This window comes from Mycobacterium attenuatum (assembly GCF_900566085.1).
Lineage (GTDB): Bacteria > Actinomycetota > Actinomycetes > Mycobacteriales > Mycobacteriaceae > Mycobacterium > Mycobacterium attenuatum.
The window spans coordinates 1-20704 of the sequence record NZ_UPHT01000090.1 but is presented as its reverse complement, the minus strand read 5'-3'; the positions used below and the strand labels follow the sequence as shown (position 1 = coordinate 20704).

The 20704-nt window shown below is 65.7% G+C and carries 24 protein-coding genes and 3 pseudogenes; 14 read left to right on the top strand and 13 right to left on the bottom strand.

Annotated features, from left to right (window positions below; all coding sequences use genetic code 11):
* The first annotated feature begins 25 nt into the window (after positions 1–25).
* The gene (locus tag EET13_RS15220; RefSeq protein ID WP_122443071.1) at positions 26–1312 is read left to right on the top strand and encodes a L,D-transpeptidase; all 1287 of its coding nucleotides are present in this window, start codon (positions 26–28) and stop codon (positions 1310–1312) included.
* Here EET13_RS15220 and EET13_RS15215 read toward each other — a convergent pair.
* The gene (locus EET13_RS15215) at positions 1309–1971 is read right to left on the bottom strand and encodes a hypothetical protein (protein ID WP_244603922.1); all 663 of its coding nucleotides are present in this window, start codon (positions 1969–1971) and stop codon (positions 1309–1311) included. The genes EET13_RS15220 and EET13_RS15215 overlap by 4 nt on opposite strands.
* Positions 1972–1993: 22 nt before the next feature.
* On the opposite strand from EET13_RS15215, the pseudogene EET13_RS32590 reads away from it, so the two are divergent.
* A pseudogene (locus EET13_RS32590) lies at positions 1994–2214 on the top strand (alpha/beta hydrolase); the annotation flags it as partial.
* On the opposite strand, the gene EET13_RS30380 reads toward EET13_RS32590, so the two are convergent.
* Both EET13_RS30380 and EET13_RS15200 read right to left on the bottom strand, forming a co-directional pair.
* Entirely contained in the window at positions 2207–2470 is a 264-nt protein-coding gene (locus EET13_RS30380; RefSeq protein ID WP_168991285.1) for a hypothetical protein, read from the bottom strand. The pseudogene EET13_RS32590 and the gene EET13_RS30380 overlap by 8 nt on opposite strands.
* A gap of 189 nt (positions 2471–2659) precedes the next feature.
* Positions 2660–3484 (bottom strand): TIGR03560 family F420-dependent LLM class oxidoreductase, encoded by an 825-nt coding sequence (locus EET13_RS15200; RefSeq protein ID WP_122443069.1) that lies wholly within the window; start codon positions 3482–3484, stop codon positions 2660–2662.
* Between the two features lie 201 nt (positions 3485–3685).
* Here EET13_RS15200 and EET13_RS15195 point away from each other — a divergent pair, with 201 nt between their 5' ends.
* A complete protein-coding gene (locus EET13_RS15195) occupies positions 3686–4297 on the top strand; it encodes a cutinase family protein (RefSeq protein WP_122443068.1) in 612 nt (203 codons plus the stop codon).
* A gap of 108 nt (positions 4298–4405) precedes the next feature.
* Complete coding sequence (locus EET13_RS15190) at positions 4406–5560, top strand: serpin family protein (protein ID WP_122443067.1); 1155 nt, start codon at positions 4406–4408, stop codon at positions 5558–5560.
* Positions 5561–5574: 14 nt separating this feature from the next.
* Here the strand turns inward: EET13_RS15190 and EET13_RS15185 are convergent, their stop codons facing one another.
* The 3 genes from EET13_RS15185 to EET13_RS15175 form a co-directional block, all read right to left on the bottom strand.
* A complete protein-coding gene (locus EET13_RS15185) occupies positions 5575–6618 on the bottom strand; it encodes a M48 family metallopeptidase (RefSeq protein ID WP_122443066.1) in 1044 nt (347 codons plus the stop codon).
* 130 nt (positions 6619–6748) lie between these two features.
* Positions 6749–6955, bottom strand: coding sequence for a hypothetical protein (locus EET13_RS15180; RefSeq protein WP_122443089.1), 207 nt, complete (start codon positions 6953–6955; stop codon positions 6749–6751).
* Positions 6956–7257: 302 nt separating this feature from the next.
* A complete protein-coding gene (locus EET13_RS15175) occupies positions 7258–8112 on the bottom strand; it encodes a class I SAM-dependent methyltransferase (protein WP_122443065.1) in 855 nt (284 codons plus the stop codon).
* 101 nt (positions 8113–8213) lie between these two features.
* On the opposite strand from EET13_RS15175, the gene EET13_RS15170 reads away from it, so the two are divergent.
* Together EET13_RS15170 and EET13_RS15165 are read left to right on the top strand one after the other, a co-directional pair.
* Positions 8214–9227 (top strand): NADP-dependent oxidoreductase, encoded by a 1014-nt coding sequence (locus EET13_RS15170; protein WP_122443064.1) that lies wholly within the window; start codon positions 8214–8216, stop codon positions 9225–9227.
* Positions 9228–9285: 58 nt separating this feature from the next.
* Positions 9286–10149 (top strand): glycoside hydrolase family 16 protein, encoded by an 864-nt coding sequence (locus tag EET13_RS15165; RefSeq protein WP_122443063.1) that lies wholly within the window; start codon positions 9286–9288, stop codon positions 10147–10149.
* Here the strand turns inward: EET13_RS15165 and EET13_RS15160 are convergent, their stop codons facing one another.
* On the bottom strand, positions 10150–10518 hold the full coding sequence (locus EET13_RS15160) for a hypothetical protein (RefSeq protein WP_122443062.1): 369 nt from the start codon (positions 10516–10518) through the stop codon (positions 10150–10152).
* A 91-nt stretch (positions 10519–10609) separates the two neighbouring features.
* Between EET13_RS15160 and EET13_RS15155 the strand changes: the two genes are divergently transcribed.
* Both EET13_RS15155 and EET13_RS15150 read left to right on the top strand, forming a co-directional pair.
* Entirely contained in the window at positions 10610–10879 is a 270-nt protein-coding gene (locus EET13_RS15155; RefSeq protein WP_122443088.1) for an EF-Tu/IF-2/RF-3 family GTPase, read from the top strand.
* 112 nt (positions 10880–10991) lie between these two features.
* Positions 10992–11258 carry a hypothetical protein gene (locus EET13_RS15150; RefSeq protein ID WP_122443061.1) on the top strand — a complete coding sequence of 89 codons (267 nt, stop codon included), beginning with the start codon at positions 10992–10994 and terminating at the stop codon, positions 11256–11258.
* Between the two features lie 64 nt (positions 11259–11322).
* Here the strand turns inward: EET13_RS15150 and EET13_RS15145 are convergent, their stop codons facing one another.
* From EET13_RS15145 to EET13_RS15135, 3 genes are all read right to left on the bottom strand, one after another.
* Entirely contained in the window at positions 11323–12045 is a 723-nt protein-coding gene (locus tag EET13_RS15145) for a hypothetical protein (RefSeq protein ID WP_122443060.1), read from the bottom strand.
* Complete coding sequence (locus EET13_RS15140) at positions 12042–12866, bottom strand: hypothetical protein (RefSeq protein WP_122443059.1); 825 nt, start codon at positions 12864–12866, stop codon at positions 12042–12044. The genes EET13_RS15145 and EET13_RS15140 overlap by 4 nt, the downstream gene beginning before the upstream one ends.
* Positions 12867–13131: 265 nt before the next feature.
* The gene (locus EET13_RS15135) at positions 13132–13677 is read right to left on the bottom strand and encodes an NAD-dependent epimerase/dehydratase family protein (RefSeq protein WP_122443087.1); all 546 of its coding nucleotides are present in this window, start codon (positions 13675–13677) and stop codon (positions 13132–13134) included.
* A 153-nt stretch (positions 13678–13830) separates the two neighbouring features.
* Between EET13_RS15135 and EET13_RS15130 the strand changes: the two genes are divergently transcribed.
* From EET13_RS15130 to EET13_RS15120, 3 genes are all read left to right on the top strand, one after another.
* On the top strand, positions 13831–14388 hold the full coding sequence (locus tag EET13_RS15130; protein ID WP_122443058.1) for a hypothetical protein: 558 nt from the start codon (positions 13831–13833) through the stop codon (positions 14386–14388).
* Positions 14389–14463: 75 nt separating this feature from the next.
* Positions 14464–16149, top strand: a complete 1686-nt coding sequence (locus tag EET13_RS15125) for a sensor histidine kinase (RefSeq protein WP_211186441.1) — start codon at positions 14464–14466, stop codon at positions 16147–16149.
* The gene (locus tag EET13_RS15120) at positions 16131–16796 is read left to right on the top strand and encodes a response regulator (RefSeq protein ID WP_122443057.1); all 666 of its coding nucleotides are present in this window, start codon (positions 16131–16133) and stop codon (positions 16794–16796) included. Before EET13_RS15125 ends, EET13_RS15120 begins: the two co-directional genes overlap by 19 nt.
* 581 nt (positions 16797–17377) lie before the next feature.
* Here EET13_RS15120 and EET13_RS15115 read toward each other — a convergent pair.
* Complete coding sequence (locus EET13_RS15115) at positions 17378–17713, bottom strand: PE family protein (RefSeq protein ID WP_122443056.1); 336 nt, start codon at positions 17711–17713, stop codon at positions 17378–17380.
* 11 nt (positions 17714–17724) lie between these two features.
* Here EET13_RS15115 and EET13_RS15110 point away from each other — a divergent pair, with 11 nt between their 5' ends.
* Together EET13_RS15110 and EET13_RS15105 are read left to right on the top strand one after the other, a co-directional pair.
* Positions 17725–18006, top strand: a complete 282-nt coding sequence (locus EET13_RS15110; RefSeq protein ID WP_122443055.1) for a hypothetical protein — start codon at positions 17725–17727, stop codon at positions 18004–18006.
* A gap of 63 nt (positions 18007–18069) precedes the next feature.
* Positions 18070–18345, top strand: a pseudogene (locus EET13_RS15105) (transposase); the annotation flags it as partial.
* A gap of 16 nt (positions 18346–18361) precedes the next feature.
* Here the strand turns inward: EET13_RS15105 and EET13_RS15100 are convergent.
* Positions 18362–19417 (bottom strand): IS110 family RNA-guided transposase, encoded by a 1056-nt coding sequence (locus EET13_RS15100; RefSeq protein ID WP_122443054.1) that lies wholly within the window; start codon positions 19415–19417, stop codon positions 18362–18364.
* Positions 19418–19651: 234 nt separating this feature from the next.
* Between EET13_RS15100 and EET13_RS15090 the strand changes: the two are divergent.
* Positions 19652–20511, top strand: a pseudogene (locus EET13_RS15090) (IS3 family transposase); the annotation flags it as partial.
* 75 nt (positions 20512–20586) lie between these two features.
* On the opposite strand, the gene EET13_RS15085 reads toward EET13_RS15090, so the two are convergent.
* Positions 20587–20704 (bottom strand): ATP-binding protein (locus EET13_RS15085; RefSeq protein ID WP_244603924.1); only part of this gene is annotated, 118 nt, incomplete at its 5' end.

Sequence of the window (20704 nt, the reverse complement as noted above, 5' to 3'; positions counted from 1 at the left end):
CATGAAACCGGGGACCACAACGTCAATGACATCCACAGATAGCGCTGAGCTCGTCCGGCGGATATTGGGCATCGGCTGGCCGCGCCGTTTCCTGCTGGCCGTATTCGTCGTCGTCGCAGCGGTCGGTGTGATTCGAATCGCGGGGCTGCCGGGTCGTCCGGACTGCCGTCGTGGCGGGGCGACGACGCCAGCGTCGGAGCCCGCACGCGTAACGATCACCCCCGGGTCCCGGGCACGCGACGTCGACCCGATCGCGCATGTGGTGGTCAAGGCCGACGCGGGAACGCTGACCGAGGTCCGAATGGTCAATGACGCCGGCAAGCCGGTGCCGGGTGTGATGACCCCGGACAACACCGTCTGGAAGCCCACCGTGCCCCTGGGCTACGGACGCACCTACACCCTGACGGTGTCCAGCCGTGGATCCAACGGTATTGCCGCACAACACATGTCGTCGTTTTCCACGCTGCGGCCGTCCAACCAGACCAAAGTGGCGCTGACCACCACCTCCGGGGCCGCCCTGCACGAAGGCGGCAGCTACGGCGTCGGAACGGTGATCGTCGCCCACTTCGACGAACAGATCGCCGATCGCGCGGCGGCCGAGCGGCGACTGTCGGTGACCACCCATCCTGCGGTGACCGGCTCCTGGTTCTGGGTCGACGATCAGAACGCCCACTGGCGACCCGAGCATTACTATGCGCCGGGCACCACGGTCACCGTAGCGGCAAAGATCTACGGAATCGCCTTGGGCAACGGCATATTCGGGCAAGAAGACAACCGGGTGTCGTTTCGCATCGGCGACGCGCACATCGCTATTGCCGACGACGCCACCAAGTTGGTCAGCGTGTTCGACCACGGCGCCCTGGTTCGGAGCATGCCCACCTCCATGGGAATGGGCGGCACCGAAACGTTCGGTGGGCACACCCTGTCTTTCTGGACTCCCCCTGGCATCTACACCGTGCTCGACAAGGGCAACCCGGTGGTGATGGATTCGTCGACGTTCGGACTGCCCAAGAATTCCCGGCTCGGATATCGCGAGACCATCAACTACGCCACCCGCATCAGCACCGACGGTATCTACCTGCATCAGCTCGATGCCACGGTGTGGGCTCAGGGTTACACCGATACCTCGCACGGATGTCTGAACCTCAACGGAGACAACGCGAAATGGTTCTACGATTTCTCCGTGCCCGGCGACGTGGTGGAGGTCCGCAACAGCGGCGGGCCGCCGTTGCAGCTGGAACAGAACGGCGACTGGACCCTGAGTTGGGACCAATGGCGCAAGGGCAGTGCCTTGAACGCCGGCGGTCACTAACTTCCGGCGAACCACGCGGTGGCCACCGCGTGGGTCTGCGGCGGCGGGAAGTGCTGACCCGGTGTGCCCAGCTGGCCCACCCTGACCGTCCACACCGGTGCCGACCGGTCGACGCACGTCCCGGCACCCTGGCTGGGGAGCCACAAAACCGCGAGGTTCGAGTTTGACGCGCCGCATCCGTAGACACCGACGTAGCCGTCGTCGCGCCCGCCCCAGGCGCCCCCGTTGCGCAGCAGGCATCGGGTGCCGTCGTCGAGAGCCAGCGCGAACGGGTCGGGTGTGGCGATCGGATGCACTGGCGGGAGCGGTCCGCCGTAGGTTACCCGATGCAGCCGCTGATCCCACGGATTGTCCACGCACAGCAGCGATTCCGGTGCCGAAGGCCAGCAGGTTCCGGCATCGGCGGCGCTGGGTGAGCAGTAGTAAATGTTGTCGGCCACCGCCGACGGCGACGGTGTGGTGCAGTTGCCGACGGCGGTGACATTGCTCTGGGCAGGGGCTTCTCGGTAACCGTTGACCGGCTGGCCGTCGGATCCGACCGCCACGGCGGTGATCACCCGGGTCGATGCCGGATCGGCGAGCGCCGGCCCGCCGGCCGGCAAGCCGCCGAGCGCCACCGCCACGATCGGTACCGCGACCACGCGAAGCACGAGGTCCACGTGATCAAGCCTTCCCCACCGCGTCGAGGATGTGAAGACCCCGCTTGTGCCGACGCTGGTGGCCCCGGTGCACGACGACACGATGACGCGGCCCCAAGATGTCCAGGACACCTACGACGCGATTCCCGTGGCCGAATAGCGGTTGTATTGGATCGAGGGCGCGCAGCGCCGGTTCGACGGCTACAACTTCTTCGGAGTGCATCCCGAGACCCGATCGCAGGGTTCGACAAGCACATCAACTGAGCTTCCACAACGGGTGATGTCGAAAGCCGCAGCGGCTCAGTAGGATCGACAAACCTGGACGCCAGCCGCCGGTCAGTCGCACGCGTCGGCGGATGCGGCGAACAAGGACCAACGCGATCAGGGCGATCGCGAGGTTGGCCAACACGGCCCGTCGTCGCTTACGCCAAGCTGACCGTGCCGAGCCGGCGCGGCGGCCAAAGCCGTAACCGACACCTAGCGCTACCGCCAGCGCGGCGATAGGTACCAGCGCTGTCATGAATCGAGCATCAACCGCCGCTGTCGCGAGCAGATCACGTGCGGGAAACGCCTTGGCCAATACGCCAAGACGCAATCCTCAACAACGCCGCGGTGGTGCCCGCAGGCCGGGCAGGGCTGCCGGCGTTCTCGAAGCGCTTTATTACCCGACGCCCCACAGGGTTTGGCGCGCATTGACGACGCGTGATGGTCAGATGAGGCTGGCGCAGCGCTCGAGTAGCTGCAGCGTGGGGGGCTGGCGAAACGCGAGCACCAGGTGTTCGCAACCCAGATCTTTGAACGCGGGCAGTAGCGTGAGTTGTTCGTCGACCTGTCGGTCCTCTGCCGGGTACAACGGCACCTGACCGGAACGGCGGACTTCGGCGGGGTTGCGGCCCACTTCCGCGCAGGCCTTGTCGAGCCGCGCGTTCACCTCGCCCCACTGCTGAGGGCTGTCATAGGCGGGCATGTTCCATTCGTTGGCATGGCGGGCGATGAGACGCAGCATTTTCGGTTGTGAGCCCGCGATCACAATGGGCGGGTGCGGCAGCTGAAGCGGCTTGGGCTCGCACAGCGCATTTTCGAGCGTGAAGAAGTTGCCGGTGAAGGTCACCATCTCTTCGGTCCAAAGCCTGCGGATCACCGTCAGCGCCTCGTCGACCATCGCGACCCGGTCCCCGGCGCCGGGGAAGGGTATCCCGTAGGCGCGGTGCTCGTCTTCGTGCCATCCGGCCCCGATTCCGAAGTTGAGGCGCCCACCGGAGATGTGGTCGACGGTGACTGCCATCTTGGCCAGCACTGCCGGATTCCGGTATGTCACGCCCGTCACCAAACAACCGATGCGGGATCGTTCGGTGATCGTCCCCATGGCGGCCAGCGTCGTCCAGCCCTCGTAGGTCGGCTCGGCGAACTCTTTGGGACCAAGGAAGTGGTCGTAGTCCCAAATCCCTTCGAAACCAAGCTGATCGGCACTGCGCCACAGATCTTCCAGTTCGGGGAACGGGAAGCTCAGGTGGAACTTGACCGAGATCCGCATGCCGCGATAGTACGGTCGGCGCTGCGGAGCCGGGGCGCTTATCCGATCATGGGTTCGAAAACCTGATTGGGGCGCCAAGCCGGCCAACGGCCGGCCCCGAGTAGCTAACATCTTCCTGTGCGCGCTCTGCTTGCCGTGAAATACCTGAGACCATTTCTCGTCGCTGTCACAATCTCAGCAGCGCTGACGATCGCCCCGGTTATGCTGCCGCCCGGCACGCCGGGCGCCGCGCAGTCGGCAACCGCAGCCAATTGCCCGCAGGTGGAAGTCGTCTTCGCCCGTGGCCGATTGGAACCGCCGGGGCCCGGTGTGATTGGCAATGCGTTCATCAACTCGCTCGCCTCCAAGATCGGCGGTAGGAGCATGGGCTCATACGCCGTCAAATACCCGGCCGACACCGAGGTCGACGTCGGCGCCAACGACATGAGCCGCCATGTTCAGTACATGATCAATGCCTGCCCGGCCACCCGGCTGGTGCTGGGCGGCTACTCCCTCGGTGCCGCGGTCACCGACGTGGTACTTGCGGTGCCGATGTCCGCGTTTGGATTCGACAGCCCGCTACCGGCCGGTGCCGACGAGCACATCGCCGCCGTCGCGCTGTTCGGCAACGGAAGTCAGTGGGTGGGTCCGATCACTAACTTCAGCCCGGTCTACAACGACAGGACCATCGAGCTGTGCCACGGCACCGATCCCGTGTGCAATCCTGCCGACCCGAACACCTGGAAAGAGAACTGGCCCCAACACAACGCCAGTGCCTACATCCAGGCAGGAATGGTCAATCAGGCAGTTGACTTCGTCGCCGGCAGGATCTAGCGGACGCGCCGCGGTGCCGCCCGTGACACCGCGGCCGGCTGTGGCCCGTCACGCGGCAGAAGTCGCTTTCTTTCCGCCTGCCGTTGCCGCTTCCGGCGGGACGCGCTAGTGGACGTCGGGCGACTCGTCACGCGCTACGCCCGCCGGTTCTGCCGGGTGCATGCCGGTGTGCACTCGGTATCGTCGCCGCTGGGCGCGTGGTTGCTTCTCGCCTTGGCCGCGCCGGTAGCCGGCGGTCGCGTCCGAGACGACATCGAGGACGTTCTCGGCACCGACGCCAAGCACGCGCGCCGGGCGCTCGACGAACTGCTCGCCGACCCGCCGGATGTCATCCGGGCCGCGCTGGCGGTGTGGGGCTTCGACGACTGGCCCGGTGGGCTGCCGGTTGCCGTGGACAAAGGCCCGGTGCCCAGCCAGGATCGCGCCAACGCGTGGGCAAGTGAGCACACCGACGGGTTGATCGAGCGTTTTCCTGTCGACGTGTCGCAGATGACGGCGGTGTTGGCCAGCGCGCTGGCGACCCGCATCAGCTGGCTTCGGCCCTATGAGGTCGCCGATGCCCGTGAGTTGCATTCGCCGTGGAGCACGCGGGTCGCTGACGCACTGACCCTCGGCGGCGCCGACGGTTATCTCACCGACATCGAGAACCTAGGCACGTTGGGCCTTGCCGCGGTGCACCGCGCGGTCGGCAACGGTGACCTGCAGGTGACGTCGGTGATCGCGAGCAAAGACGCATCGTGGGAAGCGGTGCTGATGGCTGCGCATGACATCGCCCGGCGCGAGGCAACCGGCTCGGCCGTGCAACGTCGTGCGCTCAAGGACATGGCGCTCGGAGACGGTGAATTCTGGACGATCACACAGGAACACCGGCCCGGCGGTGAGCAGATCCGGGTCGTGTTACCGGCGTGGCAGGCCACGTCAAACCACGACTTGACCGCGCAGCCGGAGCTGGGTTTCGCCGCGGTCGGACGGGCGCTGGCAGCGGCGGCGACCACGTCGCCCGGCGTCGCGGACGTCGCCGCCCGACAGTCCGCGGTAGCCCGCTACGGCCGGCGGGGATTCGAGGCGGCCGCCGTCACCGCGGTTGCGCTACGCAGCGCGATGGCGTCGCCGGTATTGGCGCGGTCGGCGACGCTGCGTTTCGGCCACCCATACGCGGCGGTGGCGGTGACCAGCGCGCGTCGGCGTGGCGATCCCTGGGCGGGCGTGCCGGTCTTCGCCGCGTGGGTGTGCGAACCTGCCGACGTCACGTCGACCGGCTAACTGCCAACCGGCCGTCATTTGGGCTGTCGCCATTCGCTGATCTTGCGTCCCAGCGAATCGGCGGCGTTGGTCGCGGCGCGCCCGACACCGTCGACGAAGCCGCCGAGGCCGTCACGGATGCCTTTGATCAGTGGGTCGTCGGACTGGTCGAAGCCGTCCCGGTAGTGCCGGGCAGCCCGGCCAAGGTCGTCGGTGAGCGAGGACTTGTCGTCATCAGACCGGCGCGGGTAGTCGCCGGACATCACCTTGCCGTAGCCGCCGGAGTCCACCCATTTGTTCACGGCGGCGGCCCGCAGCACCGAGAACGGATGTGTCTGCAGCTCCAGATTGAGTAGCTTGAGCAACCCGTCGCGCATGTCTCCGGACCGTTCGTATTCACGCGCCTGAGCCAGGAAGGCCTCGGAATCCAGCTTGTCCAACCGGCTTCCGCCGGCGAGCTTCATCTCGACCCGTATCGCGGTGTCCACATCCTGGCTACACAGCAGCCCGGCCCGGTCTCCGGACAGCTCCGACTTGCGTTGCCATTCCAGCAGGGCGGCGATGATGGCGCGCAGCGCCCAGCCGCCGACCGGCACAACGCCGAACGACCGTGCCAGCCGCATCAAATGCATCATCATCGTGCGGTACACCGCGTGCCCGGACAGCGCGTGGCCCAGCTCGTGGCCCACCACGAAGCGGAGCTCATCGTGGGTCATCAAGTCGTAGAGCGCGGAAGTGATCACGATGAACGGCTGCTCCATCCCGATCGTGTACGCGTTCACGATCGGCGACTGCACGACGTACAGCTCAGGCTTGGTCCGCGCGTCTAGAACATCGACGCATTCGTCGAGCAGGGCGTCGAGATCAGCGAATTGGCGCGGCCCGACTCGGGCGGCGCTGGCCAGGTAGAGCAGCCGATGCTGACGCTCGCGCAGCATTCCCGACATGAGTTTCAGAATCTGGTCGAAGCCCTTGAGGCGGCGCAGTGCCGATAACGCGGTCCGGTCGGCGGGGTGCTCCCACGCGCGGGAGCTGATGCCGGGGAAGGTGGTGCGGGTGGTGGCGGGTGTCTGAGACATGTCGCTCCCCTCGTGTCCCGTAACAGGATACGGAGACCGGCGCGGGGCGCCATTCACCTAAATGTAGGCGGGTGCTAAGCCACTGAATGTGGGCAGGCTTTAGATCTGCTTAGGTCACTTCAGGTCAGCTTCAGGCCGGTGCGTCGGCGCTGACCCATCCCGGGGCGGCGGGCATACCGGCGCCGGCGTCGTGCCCCATTGCTGCGAGGCGCTGCCGGCCCAGATATGCCGGATGACGGCGCATCTCTTCGAGGAGCTGACTTTCCCGCCGCTGAGCCGCAATCCAGGCCGGGTGTGACTCGAGACTGATCACCGTTGCCCCTGATGCCTTCGCCACGATTGCGCTCCTCTCAACCAACCGACTCAGGTTCACACGGCGCTGTGCAACGTAAAGTCAGGATTCTTAGCAAACCTGTGATCAAACCGTGTCTTTAGATAAGAATTAGCCATGAATTTGCAGGGATACCGGTGTTTTCGCAGGTCAAGGGCTTCCGGTCAGTCATGGGATTACGTCGCCGCATCGCCGTTTAGCGTGGAAACGGGTCGTTTATGATGTGTGGTGGTCGCGTCGGAGGGCGAATTACTGTCGGCCCTACCGGAAATTCTCGGTTACGTTAATTTTGGTGTTCGGCGGCTTCACTAGATAAGCAGGGCCACCGCACTCCACGGTCTACGGCCCGGGTGACGTGGATCGGGCTGGGGCAGCCAGGAAACTGTGCGTAACGCCATGGGTAGGCGGCGTAGTCGATTTGCCGCCGCAAACAGCGATTCCGATTCGGCTACCCGCCACCCGAGGCCCTCGAAGAAGGCCAGCCCGTTGTCCGGCGCGAACGTGAAGGGCGCGTTCTCCAGCATGCCGGCCATCCTTTTGTTCATCATCTTCTTCAGGCCGGGACCGGCGAAATCGAGTATCCACCACCCCACTTCGGGTTGGCGTATCGCTGCCGAAAGCGCGACGACGTCCTGCTCGCCCAGATACATCAACAGACCCTCGGTAAGGACCAACGCCCGGGTGGCACCGTCTAGAGCCTCGGCGAAAAACGCCTCGCGGGCAAGCGGGTCGGCCAGGTCAACGGCGCTACGGGTCAGTTGGCATCGCGGCGTCTGGTCGGCGAGCAGTTTGGTTTTTTCGGCGAGCAACTGCGGCAAATCGGCTTCGACCCATTGCAAATGAGCTGGCAAATTCAGCCGATACGGTCGAGTGTCCAGTCCGGCAGCGAGATTGAGCACTCGGTCACACCCCTGCGAGATCGCCCGGGCAATGGTGTCGTCGATGATTTTGGTGCGCGCGACCAGCCACCACCCATTGCGAAGTGTCCACGGGGCATTCCGAACGATGGCACGCCCATGCTGGCCGGCCAGGATGTGGGCAAGCGGGTCGCTGAACAATGCGTCGGGCCGGGCAGATTCGGTGGCCCGATGCAGGGCCGTTAACCTGGCCGTGTCGGAAACATGAGTGATGACGTGCTCATCGCCGGACTCCAAGCCTGACATATGCGCGTTATAGCATCCCCCGGCGACAGCCACCGTAGTTCGCAAGCAAATGGCGTACGGCGCAGATATCGCCGCGTCGGTCGGTCCGGTACCGTGCCCTCATGCCCGATCTAAACCGGCGATTCCTGCTCCGTGAACGACCGACCGGACGCATCGGCGCGGGGACCTTCGAACTCAGCGAAGCGCCGGTCCCGGAAATCAGCGACGGGGAGGCGCTGGTCCGTGTCGATTGGATTTCGCTCGACCCGACCAACCGCGCGTGGATCAACGACCTGCCGTCGTATCTGCCACCGGTGGGCATCGGTGAGGTCATGCGCGGTGGCGGGCTCGGCGAGGTCGTCGAGTCCAAAAATCCCAGATACCAGGTTGGCCAGAAGGTGCAGGGGCTTGTCGGCTGGCAGGAATACGCGGTTGTCTCCGACGCCATGCCGATGCTGCCGCTCGACGTCGCCGAGGGCGTCTCCCCGAGCGCCTACCTGGGCGCGCTCGGGATGACCGGGCTCACGGCGTGGATCGGGATCCGCGACATCGGCAAGCCCCGGCCCGGTGAGACGGTTGTGGTGTCGGCGGCGGCCGGAGCCGTCGGCTCGGTTGCCGGCCAGCTCGCCAAAGCCGACGGGGCGCGCGTCGTCGGGATCGCCGGCGGCCCGGAAAAATGTGCCCTGCTGACCGAACAGCTCGGCTTCGACGCCGCTGTCGACCACCGGGCCGACGACTGGCGGACGCAACTGGCCGCCGCGACTCCCCACGGCGTCGACGTCGACTTCGAAAACGTCGGCGGCGACATCATGGATGCGATCTTCGCGCGCCTCAACATTGGTGCCCGGATCGCGTTGTGCGGACTGATCTCGGGATACAACTCGGCCGAGCCACCCCCGGGACCGCGCGCATTCGGCAACCTGCTCGTGCAGCGCGCGACCTTGCAGGGCTTCATCGTCCTCGACCACCTGCGCCGCGCGCCGGAGGCGATCACGGAGATCTCTGGCCTGATCGCCCACGGCAAGCTCACGCCGCTGGAAACCGTCGTGACGGGCTTCGAGCAACTGCCCACGGCGATCAACATGCTGTTTGACGGCAAGAATGTCGGCAAGCTCGTGGTCAAGGTGTCCGGGTAGCACCCGATCGCGCTTCAGCGCGGTACGGATTGCCAAGGGCTGCTATCGTCGCTGGCTAATGCCTGAGATGGATCGTCGTCGCATGATGCTGATGGCCGGCTTCGGTGTTTGTGGCGCGTTGGGGGTGGGTGTTCCCGTTCCCGAGGCACATGCCGGCCCGTCGGTGCCCGACGTGCCGGCGAGACGAACGCCCATGCCCGCGGCGCCGGCACCCAACGGTCAGTCCAGCAACTACATCTTCCACGACGAATTCGACGGCCCCGCCGGTTCGGCACCCGATTCCTCGAAGTGGATGATCGCCCGAGCGCGCGAACAGATGAAGGACCCGACGTATTGGGAGCGGCCCGAGAACGTCGGGCAGTACCGCGACGATCGCCAGAACGTGTTCCTCGACGGACATTCCAACCTGGTCATCCGGGCCGCAAAGGATGGCGGGACCTACTTCTCCGGCAAGCTGCAGAGCCCGTGGCGGGGCGGCATCGGCCACACGTGGGAGGCTCGCATCAAGCTCGACTGCCTGACCGCCGGATGCTGGCCGGCCTGGTGGCTGTCGAACGAAGACCGCGGCGAAATCGACATCCTCGAGTGGTACGGCAATGGCAGCTGGCCCGCGGCCACCACGGTCCACGCAAAATCGAACGGCTCCGAATGGAAGACGCACAACATCGCGCTGGACAGCGGGTGGCACACGTGGCGATGCCAATGGGATGAGACCGGCATGCGCTTTTGGCAGGACTACGTCGACGGCGCGCAGCCGTACTTCACGGTGGCGTCGCACTCCCTGCCGGACTGGCCATTCAACGACCCCGGCTACACCGTGTCTGCGGTGGTGAACCTCGCCGTCGCCGGTTCCGGCGGTGGGGATCCGGGGCCGGGGACCTATCCCGCCCAGATGCTCGTCGACTGGGTGCGGGTCTGGTAGTCACAACGTCGGGACGACAAGGACTTTCGACAGGTCCTGCGGATCCACCCGTACCGGCAGCTCGGCGCCGACTGCGATATGTGGGGCCGTCGCCAGCTCCAGCGCAATGCGCCGCGTCGCGCGATACGAATCACGTTCTGGCAGTTGAACATCCAATTCGAGCTCGTGCCAGGAACCCAGCGTTGTGATCGCGACGTTCGGGTGGATCCCGACGATCGTGGCCACGCCCGCAAGGCCGATGTGCATCAGCCGTTCTCGGTCGGTGTCGAGGGCGCCGAGTTCGGTGAGCGCGTCGGTTGCGCGTTGCTTATCGGCGCGCGTGACCCGTTGGCCCGCAGTGGCTTTCCTCGCGCGGCGTAGCCAGTTCATGTTCGTTAGGGTACGGCGCCGCCCGGTGACCGTCGATTTGGCGGGCCTGACCCTGGGACCGGCGCGGGCCGGAACACAGTACCGTTGCCGCATGTTTCGCATGACGGTCCAGGACGTGTTCTTCATCCGCGGTCGCGGGCTCGTGGCTACCGGCCGCGTGGAATACGGGCAGTTACGTGTCGGTGACCAGGTGCGGATCAACGACGGGCCCGGGGTTCGAGTCGACGCCATCGAGGCGTTCCGCAAAAAACTGGATACGGCTACGGCTGGCGACAACGTCGGACTGCTCTTCAAAAAGCTCACCAACCGCGAGCTGGCTGCCGGCGACGTAATCACCTCCGCGGGTGTCTTTCTGGCCTAGCTCGGACCCAGCCCGGGCGCGGGCCGCGTTGTTGGGATCGGTAGCCGCCGCACCTGGCTGTACTTGTCGCAACGACGCCAGCGAGGCGGTCGCCTCACGAAAGGAATAGCGCATGAACATCATTCCCGCCCGCATCGAAGAAAAGATCAACCGCGTCGATCGCCAACCGAGCCTGGCGATCGGCATCAGCCTCGCTCTGCTGGCGGCGTGGTCCTTCTACCGGGTGATCTGGCTGCTGTACCTATCGATGACGTTCGGCTGGTTCATGGGCTCGGTGGCTTTCCAATTCGTGCTGTGGACGGTGACCGGCGCGGTCGCGGCGATAGCAGCCACCGGATTCCTTACCCGCTATTTCAAGGGACCCGACGCTGATCACTGAGGCACCGCGGCGGCCATCCGTGCCGAACCCGACCGGGGTTCGGCACGTTGCCGTCTGGGGCGGGTCAGCGGTTGGAGATTCGGCGCAGTGTGCCGTCGAAGAGGGCATCGAAGGGCTGCTGGTGGCCGGTGCTGGCGGTGCCGCTCAGGATCAGCCCTGACGAGCGCGCGTAGGAGTAGAAGTCGGTACGCGTGGCCTCCGGTTCTCCGCCGACGGTTGCGGTGATCGAGTACCGGAACCGCTGCGGTCCGCCGGCAGGGTGCGAGTCCTCGACGATGCGCACCGTATAGGAGCCGACGGCGCTGCTGAAACGCAGACACCGCGACACCAAACCGGTGAACGCGTCGAATCCGGTGAAGTCGAATTCCCGCCCGACCATGAGCCGGATGTCTCTACGGTCGGCGACCTCTGCCGGATCGGCGGGGTCGTGCCCGAACACCTCGGCCGCATCGAATGCCCCGGTGGAGGCCACCCCGACCACCGCATAGCATTCGGCGGGGCTGAAGCCCAGGCCCTCATCGGAGACGTGGTACCGGAAGTAGCCGAAGGTATCGGAGAGCTCTTTGATGTCGCTGACGGTCCACGAGGCGGGAAAATCGCTCGACTTGGGCAGTAGCTCCGCCAGTTGTTGATCGCTCAGCGAGGCCAGCTTCGGGGCTAGTGAAGCCGAGGCCGGGACATCGCCATGGCGCCGGGCGTTGGGCACGGTGATCACGATGGCGGCCGTCGCCAGCACGCACAGCGCGGCCGCGATCACCCATGGTCGTTGCCGCGACAGCCCGTTCATAACGCACGCAGCCGTTGCAGCGTCTGGCCGGCGAGCTTTTGCACCAGATCGAGGTCGGGACCTTCCATATAGATGGTGCATTCGAGCAGCACGCCGCGTACCGCGTAGTACGTAACGTGGTAGGTCGACGACGGGTCGCGGCTCCCGAGGGTGGCGAACGTTCTGGTGACCATGACGGCGGCATCGGCGCTGTCGGCCGAGCGCATTCCCACCTGAGTGGTGACGCTCCGACGGTTCTTGACCCGGCCGTCGAAGAAATAATTCGTGACCCGGTACGAGCCGCAACGGCCCAGCCAGTCGACATAGTTCGCGACCCAGGCGGTCGTGTCCGGAACCACCCAGATCGCGAAGCGGGCATTGGGTCCGTGCTCGTGGCCTTCGCCGGTCGCGGCGAAATCGGCTGCCGCGGCGTCCTGCACGAATAATTGCGCGTACCGGTCGACCTGGACGTAGGCGGCCAGCGCTCCCCCGGCATGGTCCAGCACTTTGGGGATGTCGGCGCAGGTGCCCGGCTCGTAGACCGCTGAAGGATCTTGGCGGGGCGCCGCATTCAGCGCGCTCGGATCTGGTGTCGCGGCTCGCCGCAACCGCCCGGTCAGCGAATACCCCCAGTCGGACGGAAAGTCGGCGCTGGCCGGCAACGCCGTCGCCAGTGCCCAGTCGGTTCGCGATGCCAGGTGCGTCGGGGCGTTATCCGGGCAAGGAGCCGCCATCAAGACCGCCGCACCGCACACGCCGAGCACGGCAACAGCGGTGGCCCCTACCACCCGCGGCCATGGCTGGCTGCGCGCGGCAGGCGGTTCGGCGGCCTGGGATCCCATTCGTGCTCCTCCCCTGGGCCGGATATGCGACGTTGGCATCGCCGCCGGGGTCGCCGGCGTAACACTATCGCGGCACTTTTGCCGTCAACCCGATCGACACAGCACTCGTGTGGCGTCGTGACGCGGTTGGGCTCGGCTCGCGTTGCCGGGAATGGGCGGGTCCGCCGGCCGGCTTCACACGAACCCGAGCGGCTCTGGGCGCCGCCGCACCAGTCGTTAGGCGTCACACAGTCCGACGGCAAAGGACGCGAACGTTTCGTTGTCGTTAGGCGTGGGCCAGCTCCGGGTGAAATCCGGCCACCATCCGGCGTAATCCGTCGCGCCAGTCGACTGTGGTTGCGCTGCCGATGAGTTCGCGCATCCGGGTCAGGTCCACGGGATTTCCGCGCAGCGCTTGGTCGCTCTCGGCGAACACCGGTTCCTTGCCGACGAGGGTGCCCAGGTAGGCGCACCATTCCTGGACGCTGACCAGCTGGTCGCCGGCCCAGTTGAGCGTGGTCGCGGGAACCGACGCTACTGCAAGCAATTTCGGGATCGACTCCGCGTTGGCGCCGAGGTCCTTGTCCCAGTTGCCGCTCTTAGCGACCGCAAAGTTGAGGACATAGTCGAAGTCTGACGGGATCGCGGTGAAGTCGCCCGCGGCCAGGTTGACCGATTGGCAACGGACACCGGCCTTCTCGAGGCCGGCCCGCGCCGCAGCATCGGTGAAGCGCGCGATGCCCCAAACCTCGTTGTCGGTTGCCAGCGCGCGCGCGACCGGTGCGGCGACCTGGCCGGTGACGCCGGTGATCAGGATTTTCGAGCGGGGCATGACGGCGATAGTAAGCGGTTGTCCGTATTGGCGGACCTGATAGTCGGGCTCCCGAAGCACAGCTGTCATCGGGTTCAAGGAATCGACGATTCGACAAGCAGTAGCCGCCAGCTTCTTCTGGAAACACTGCGACCCCTGGGAAAGGGAAGAGTCATGCTTAACCGGATTGTGCTCAAGCGCTGGTGGGTGCGAGCCCTGGCATCGGCGGGCGTCTACGCGATGGCCCTGGTCACGGACTGGTGCGTACGGGGGCTGGTGACGGGCCGGTTCCAGCCGTGGCTGTTCACCCCGTTCACCGGCGCGTGCATCGTGGTCTTCGGAGTGGCTGCAGCCGCTCTGACCAGCGCTTCGCACCGGGTCTATGCCGACGCGCTCGCGGGTCTGGACGCCGCGCAGCGATCGGCTGCCATCGACGCAAGCGTGCGGGGGCCGGTGCCGGCCGATCCGCGGGTGCGCGGTGCGGCCGCCGGGATCACCGCGCGTCGGGTGTATTCATTCGCGCACTGGCGGCCCTCTTCGCGGGTGCTGGTGGTGTTGATGGCCGTCGTGGCCGCCCTGGGCCGGTATTGCATACGTGGCCATCCGGTTGGGACATCGAGGACTGGTTCTGGATGGCCGCCCTGCTGGCCTCGGCAGTTTCGTCCTGGTGCCTGTCAGCCCACGCCAAGAACCGCCTCCACGTGCTCGAACAAGCGTCGATGTGACGTCTGATGCGCACGGCTCGCCGCACCCGCAGTCGCGCAATTGCGGGGCCGGTGGCCCACCGTTGGGCGGTAAGGTCCCCTCATGGCCTACCGGGGTCGCATCGACTTGCGGCTCGCCAGCCGGGTACTGCTGCTGCAACTCGTGCTCGTGACGCTGACGCTGGTCGTCGCATTCGGATTGTTCGCCCAGTTCAACCGGCACCGCCTGGATCTCCAATACGGTGTTCACGCATTGGACATCGCTCGGGTGGTGGCGTCGTCGCCCACGGTGCTCACCAACATCTCGCGCTACGACCAGAACCCGTTGACGCCAAGCCCAGCGTTGGTCGACGAATTGGCGGCCGGTCCATTGCAAAGCGTCGCTTCGCGAGTCGAGCAGCGCACGCATGTGCTATTCGTGGTCATCGCCAACATTCAGGGCATCCGGTTGGCGCACCCGCATCGAGACAAGCTGGGGCGCCGGGTCAGCACCGATCCTGCCGAGGCGCTGGCCGGACACGAACAGGTAATTCACCAATCCGGTAGCCTCGGCCGGTCGATCGTCGCGAAAGTGCCTGTGGTGGAACCGGGTTCGAACCGGGTGCTGGGCATGGTCAGCGTGGGCATCTCCACCAAGGCGTTCGACGAGCAATTCTCGAAGAATCTGCGGGTATTGGCCCCGTTGGGCGGTGCGGCGCTGCTGATCGGTGTGGCCGGGTCGGTGGCATTGGCCAGGCGCTGGCGGGGGCTGACCCTGGGGCTGCGGCCGGCCGAGATGGCCGAGTTGGTCCGCACCCAGGCCGCGGTGCTGCACGGTATCGGCGAGGGTGTCCTGGCGGCCGACGAAACCGGGGGCATCACCTTCGTCAACGACGAGGCGTGCCGACTGCTGGAGATCGGCAACGACGCGGGCCGCCGCATCGACCAGATCGGGCTGACCCCACGTGTTCTCGACGTGTTCACCGCGGCCGAGGCCGCTCCCACGCTGGCCACAGTGGGCCAGCGGATCGTCGTGGTCTCGGCGCGAAAGGTATCCCGCGACGGCCGCGAGCTGGGAACGGTATTGGTGGTGCGGGACCGGACCGATGTCGAGTCGCTGACCCGCCAACTCGATGCCGTGCAAGTGATGAGTACCGCGCTGCGCGCGCAGCGCCATGAGTTCGCGAATCGCCTGCACCTGCTCACTGGGCTGCTGCACACCGGCCACGTCGAGGAGGGCTTGCAGTATCTGGAGGAGCTACTCGGGTCGGGTCCATTGGCGTCCGCGGTACCGGGCATCGACGCTATTCGTGACACGCACTTGCAGGCGTTCTTGGCGGCCAAGGCCGCAGCTGCCCGCGAGGCCGGAGTTACGCTGCGCATCGGCGAGAGCACCTGGATAGCCGGCCGGCTCGAGTTGCCCGTCGACGTCACCACCGTGGTGGGTAACCTGCTGGACAATGCGATCGACGCCGCCCGGGTAAGCCGAAACGCTCCCCGGGAAGTGGAAATCGAACTGCTGCAAGAAGATTCGACTTTGCATGTCACTGTCGTCGACAGTGGCGACGGTGTGGCGCTCGACTTCGTCGAGCAGCTGTTCACCGAGGGCGCCACGACCAAACACGACTCTGGAATACCGGGCGGGCGCGGAATCGGGCTGGCGTTGTCCCGACAGATCAGCCGTTCTCTGGGCGGCGATCTTTGGCTCTCGAGCCGGGGCGACGCGGCGGCGTCGTTGCGGGGCGCCGAGTTCATCGCCCGACTGCCGCGTGTGATGGCCGAGGAGGGGCAATGGGTGGGCCAGACCTGACCGTGCTGGTGGTCGACGACGATTTCCGTGTCGCCAACATGCATGCCGGAGTCGTGGCCGCGATGCCAGGTTTCGCGGTCACCGGCACCGCCAACACCGTTGCGGCCGCTCGCAACGCGCCCGCCGTTGACCTGGCGTTGGTCGATGTATACCTTCCCGACGGGTCCGGGATCGACTTGGTTCGCGAATTACGTTCGGACAGCATGATTCTCACAGCAGCTACGGAAGCGGAGACGGTTCGTGCCGCCATGTCGGCGGGCGCGTTGAGCTACCTCGTCAAGCCGTTCTCGACCACCGAACTTGCCGCCCGGCTCTCCGGTTACGCCCGCTACCGGAAAATCCTGTCCGGCCCCAACCTCAGTGCCCGCGACGTCGACGCCGCACTGGATGCGCTTCGCCCCCGGGTCGCCCCCGCGCAAGCCTCCGCAGCCGCGGCCTCTCCCACCAAACAGCTTGTGCTGCGGGCACTGAAGAAGTCGCAGACACCCATGTCGGCGGCCGAGGTGTCGGTGGCCATCGGGATATCCAGAGCCACCGCCCAACGTTATCTGGCGGCGATGGCGGCCAATGGTGACGTGAGTGTTGGCCTGCGCTACGGCGCTACCGGCCGGCCCGAACAAGAATTTGCGGCGATCGTGTCACGCTGAGCGGATCAACAGACCAGGATAGCGACGGTTTGCGCGGGGCACGAGCCGTCGGTGAGCAATGCGAGGCGACCAGGCTTAGCCCGCACCGCCACCGGCGAACGCCAACCCGGGGAGGTGACATGCGGGTGGTGTTGGGCCTTGACGGGCTGGCTTGCTCAAGCAACCAGGCGTTGAACTCCTCGCGGGCAGGCCGATGCCATCTCCATGCGGGACGGCCGGCGGGGAGATATCCGGCGATGATCGCCGAATGGCAACGGCGACTGTTCGATGCTTCGGGACAAGCGTCCTCGTGGCAGGTGGCGATGGAATGGGGCGCGGCACATCGGAGTCGAGCGCCCGGTTAGCTCCTGTTGTGTGCTCGCCAAGGAACCTGGCTTGATCAGCCAGGTCAAGGATGTCAGTGACATGTCGAGGTCGCCGAGGCCCGGCGCGGCGGGTCAGTCGACTGTCCGGCCATTCTTTGCTGCTGGATACAACCATGATGTGATTCCCGACTTATTCGGTTTTATTTAGGTCCTATCGGTCACCGGAGAATTCGTCCGGCACAATGGCCTCGCCGGCAATCGATTGGCCGGGCGTGGTTACCAGGCCAACCACGGGTTGGTCATCGGAAAAAGGGCCGACAACACGCTGTCGGCGGCGGTTTGGTCGACCTCGGCGTAGGTCTGCGCGACTTGTCTGAACGCCGCGCCGGTTCGCATCAGCTCGTGCTGCGCTGCCTGGTTCAGGTCCAGCATCGAGGCTGCTTCGGTGTGGAAAGCCGTTACCGCCTGCGCCGAGACCTCGTCTGCTCCCGCTGGTGCCAGTCCGGTCAACGATGTCGCCGCCGTCGCGCCGGCCTGCACGGACCGGGTGCCGAGGTCGGCCACCTGGCTTCCGATGTCGGCCACCACCGGGTCGAATGACATGGGCTGCATTGACGTACTCCGTGTCTGCTCGTGTCGATTCGTCTGCGCCCGAAGAAAACCGGCAGAACGGTAATCGAGAATGGATATTCACCCTGCGCCAATTGACTTTCGCGCTGCTGATCGCGAATGTCTTCGGTGCTTGTGAAACCGAACTTAAAACGTCGGCTGCCGCTGTGTCGCGCTTGTGGGCGATAGTGGGAATAAGCGACGATTTCCGGCTTTTGCGCATTGTGCTCAAGGTCGGTGCCCGGTGCGGACGGCCGATGCTCTGGCCACGCTCGGGTGAGGTGAGCCCGTCGTAGTGGTCCAGTCGTTATGCGACTTCATTGCCCGATGTTCGGGCAGGAAGAAGAATGAGCAACGACATGGCATCGAACAAGCGCCGGCGGCATACGCCGGATCAGGTCATCCGCAAGCTGGCCGAGGGCAACAAGCTGTTGGGCTCCGGCCAAGAACTCAACGAGGTGTGCCGGCATCTTGAGATCGCTGAGTCGACGTGGCATCGCTGGCTGGCCCAATACGGCGGCATGAAAGCCAGCGACGCCAAGCGACTCAAAGACCTCGAAGCCGAGAACGCCCGGCTCAAGAAGCTGGTCGCCAACCAGGCTCTCGACATCGACATGTTCAAGGAGATCTCGGCGGACGCTCCTATAGATGTCAAGTGCTGAGTTGGGCGTAGTCGGCGCGGAGTGAGTGGAAGATTTCGCGGGCCAGGTAGCGCTTTTGGCAGCGGATGATTTCGGGCATGGACAGACCTTCGGTGGTGCGGTGGTCAGCGTAGGCGCGGCTGCGGGGGTCGTAGCGCAGTCGCACGACGGTGGCGATGTGCAGCGCGCTGTTGCTGGCGCGGTCGCCGCCGCGGTGTAGTCGGTGGCGGTGGGTTTTGCCCGACGACGCCGGGATGGGGGCGACGCCGCAGAGGTGGGCAAATGCGGCTTCGCTGCGCAGCCTGTCGGGGTTGTCACCGATGGTCACCAGCAGTGCCGACACGGTGTCTGGGCCGAGCCCGAATATCGCGGCGGTCGCCGGTGCGGCGGTCTGGATGAGGTCGTCCAGTTGCTTTCGTAGGGAACGTGTTTCGGTGTCGAGATGCTGAGCCCGTTGGGCGATCGAACGTAGGGCCTGTTTGGCCGACTGGGCGGGGTCGAGGAGGTTGGTGGGGTCGGGCCGCAGACGTGCACAGGCGGTAACGAGCTGCGCCGAGGATAGAGAACGTAGCTGGGTGCGCAGTGGTTCGGGAGCGGTGATGACCATCGAGCGCAGGGTGTTGAGGGCGGCGGTGCGGGCTTTGACGGCACCGTTGCGGGCGACGCGCAGCATCCGGATGGCTTCGATGGGACCGTCGGCGAGCTTCGGCGCTCCGCTTGCTTTGCCTGCCAGTACGGTTCGTGCTGCTGCTTCGGCGTCGATCGGATCGCTCTTACCGCGTTGGCGGCGGAGTCGTCGGTCAGGTCGGGGAACTTCGAGTACCTCGATGCCCTGCTGGTGCAGGTAGCGGGCAAGCCCGGCCCCGTAGGCGCCGGTTCCTTCGACACCGACCTGGCCGAGTTTCCTTTTCGAGCGCATCCATGTGAGCATCGATGCGTAACCTACTGGTGTGGCGGAGAATTCGGCGCCGGCGATCAGCCGGCCGTTGCGGTCGATGACCGCGGCGTGATGGGTGGCGCAGTGCGTGTCCACGCCGCCGATGACGAGTCGTTTGCTGCCGGCCATGTGCACGGTAGTCCCTTTCCGTTGGTCGGGTCGTACGAAAAGGGGTGGACAGGCCAGTGATGGGCCGCGGGCGAGCACGCTCCTATCAGGTCACACCGCTTCGCGCCGAAGCCCGAGTTCTCATGTGGTGGATGCCGCCCCGAGGCTCGACAGGTCCTCACGAAAGGCACTCGATCGGCCAGGAAATTTCGGGGTCAGATCCTCGGGCCGGCATCCGATAACCATCATCACTGGAAACTTCTGACCCCGAACCGCAAGCGCACTGCCGTCACGGCTCTGCGCGAGCGGTTCGGGGTATCCGAACGCCGTGCCTGCACGGTCGTGGGTCTGCACCGATCGACGATGCGCCTGACGCCGCCGATCATCACCACCGAGGAGGCCGAGTTGCGCGCCTGGCTGCGCCGGTTCTCCACCGACCGGCCTCGCTGGGGTGGCGGCGGGCAGCCAAGATGGCCCGTCGAGCCGGCTGGAAGGTCAACAACAAGCGGATCCGCCGGCTGTGGCGCGAGGAGGGCCTGCGGGTCCCGCAGCGCCGCAAGAAGAAGCGGCTCACCGGTATCGGTGTCGAGGTGGGGGCGATGTCGCCGATTCGCCCGAACGTAATCTGGGCGATGGACTTGCAGTTCGACACCACCGCTGATGGCCGCACGCTCAAGATGCTCAACGTCATCGATGAGTTCACCCGCGAAGCACTGGCGATCGAGGTCGATCGATCCATCGACGCCGATGGCGTCGTCGCGGTCTTGGATCGCACGGCCACACTGCGAGGAGCGCCGGTCTATGTGCGTTTCGACCACGGCCCGGAGTTCGTGGCGTATGCCGTGCGTGATTGGTGCCGATTCAACAGTGCTGGTTCACTTTTCATAGATCCGGGCTCGCCGTGGCAGAACGCTTGGATCGAATCGTTCAACGGCCGGCTCCGTGATGAACTACTCAACTCCTGGCGCTTCGACTCGCTGCTGGAAGCCCGGGTAATTATCGAAGACTGGCGCCGCGACTACAACGCCAACCGGCCCCATTCGGCCCACGGCGAACTCACCCCAACCGAGTTCGCCCTACAGTGGACCACGACCCACCGACCCCAAGCCGCATAGCGACTGGACCATCAAATGGGTCCCCCTCACCCGCTGGTGGCCAGGAAAAGTCCCCACTCCGTTGCAGGTGATTGGCTAACTGGGTTTGGCGGCTCCCTTCTTGCGGTCGGCGTGGCGCATTCGGTAGGACTCGCCGGAGGTCACCACGATGGTGGCGTGGTGTAGCAGGCGGTCAAGGATGCTGGCGGCGGTG

Coding starts and splice junctions, on each gene's coding strand:
- EET13_RS15220 (WP_122443071.1), top strand. CDS start 26: ATGACATCCACAGATAGCGCTGAGCTCGTCCGGCGGATATTGGGCATC.
- EET13_RS30380 (WP_168991285.1), bottom strand. CDS start 2,470: ATGACAGCGCTGGTACCTATCGCCGCGCTGGCGGTAGCGCTAGGTGTC.
- EET13_RS15200 (WP_122443069.1), bottom strand. CDS start 3,484: ATGCGGATCTCGGTCAAGTTCCACCTGAGCTTCCCGTTCCCCGAACTG.
- EET13_RS15195 (WP_122443068.1), top strand. CDS start 3,686: ATGCTGCCGCCCGGCACGCCGGGCGCCGCGCAGTCGGCAACCGCAGCC.
- EET13_RS15185 (WP_122443066.1), bottom strand. CDS start 6,618: ATGTCTCAGACACCCGCCACCACCCGCACCACCTTCCCCGGCATCAGC.
- EET13_RS15175 (WP_122443065.1), bottom strand. CDS start 8,112: ATGTCAGGCTTGGAGTCCGGCGATGAGCACGTCATCACTCATGTTTCC.
- EET13_RS15170 (WP_122443064.1), top strand. CDS start 8,214: ATGCCCGATCTAAACCGGCGATTCCTGCTCCGTGAACGACCGACCGGA.
- EET13_RS15165 (WP_122443063.1), top strand. CDS start 9,286: ATGCCTGAGATGGATCGTCGTCGCATGATGCTGATGGCCGGCTTCGGT.
- EET13_RS15160 (WP_122443062.1), bottom strand. CDS start 10,518: ATGAACTGGCTACGCCGCGCGAGGAAAGCCACTGCGGGCCAACGGGTC.
- EET13_RS15155 (WP_122443088.1), top strand. CDS start 10,610: ATGTTTCGCATGACGGTCCAGGACGTGTTCTTCATCCGCGGTCGCGGG.
- EET13_RS15150 (WP_122443061.1), top strand. CDS start 10,992: ATGAACATCATTCCCGCCCGCATCGAAGAAAAGATCAACCGCGTCGAT.
- EET13_RS15145 (WP_122443060.1), bottom strand. CDS start 12,045: ATGAACGGGCTGTCGCGGCAACGACCATGGGTGATCGCGGCCGCGCTG.
- EET13_RS15140 (WP_122443059.1), bottom strand. CDS start 12,866: ATGGGATCCCAGGCCGCCGAACCGCCTGCCGCGCGCAGCCAGCCATGG.
- EET13_RS15135 (WP_122443087.1), bottom strand. CDS start 13,677: ATGCCCCGCTCGAAAATCCTGATCACCGGCGTCACCGGCCAGGTCGCC.
- EET13_RS15130 (WP_122443058.1), top strand. CDS start 13,831: ATGCTTAACCGGATTGTGCTCAAGCGCTGGTGGGTGCGAGCCCTGGCA.
- EET13_RS15125 (WP_211186441.1), top strand. CDS start 14,464: ATGGCCTACCGGGGTCGCATCGACTTGCGGCTCGCCAGCCGGGTACTG.
- EET13_RS15120 (WP_122443057.1), top strand. CDS start 16,131: ATGGGTGGGCCAGACCTGACCGTGCTGGTGGTCGACGACGATTTCCGT.
- EET13_RS15115 (WP_122443056.1), bottom strand. CDS start 17,713: ATGCAGCCCATGTCATTCGACCCGGTGGTGGCCGACATCGGAAGCCAG.
- EET13_RS15100 (WP_122443054.1), bottom strand. CDS start 19,417: ATGGCCGGCAGCAAACGACTCGTCATCGGCGGCGTGGACACGCACTGC.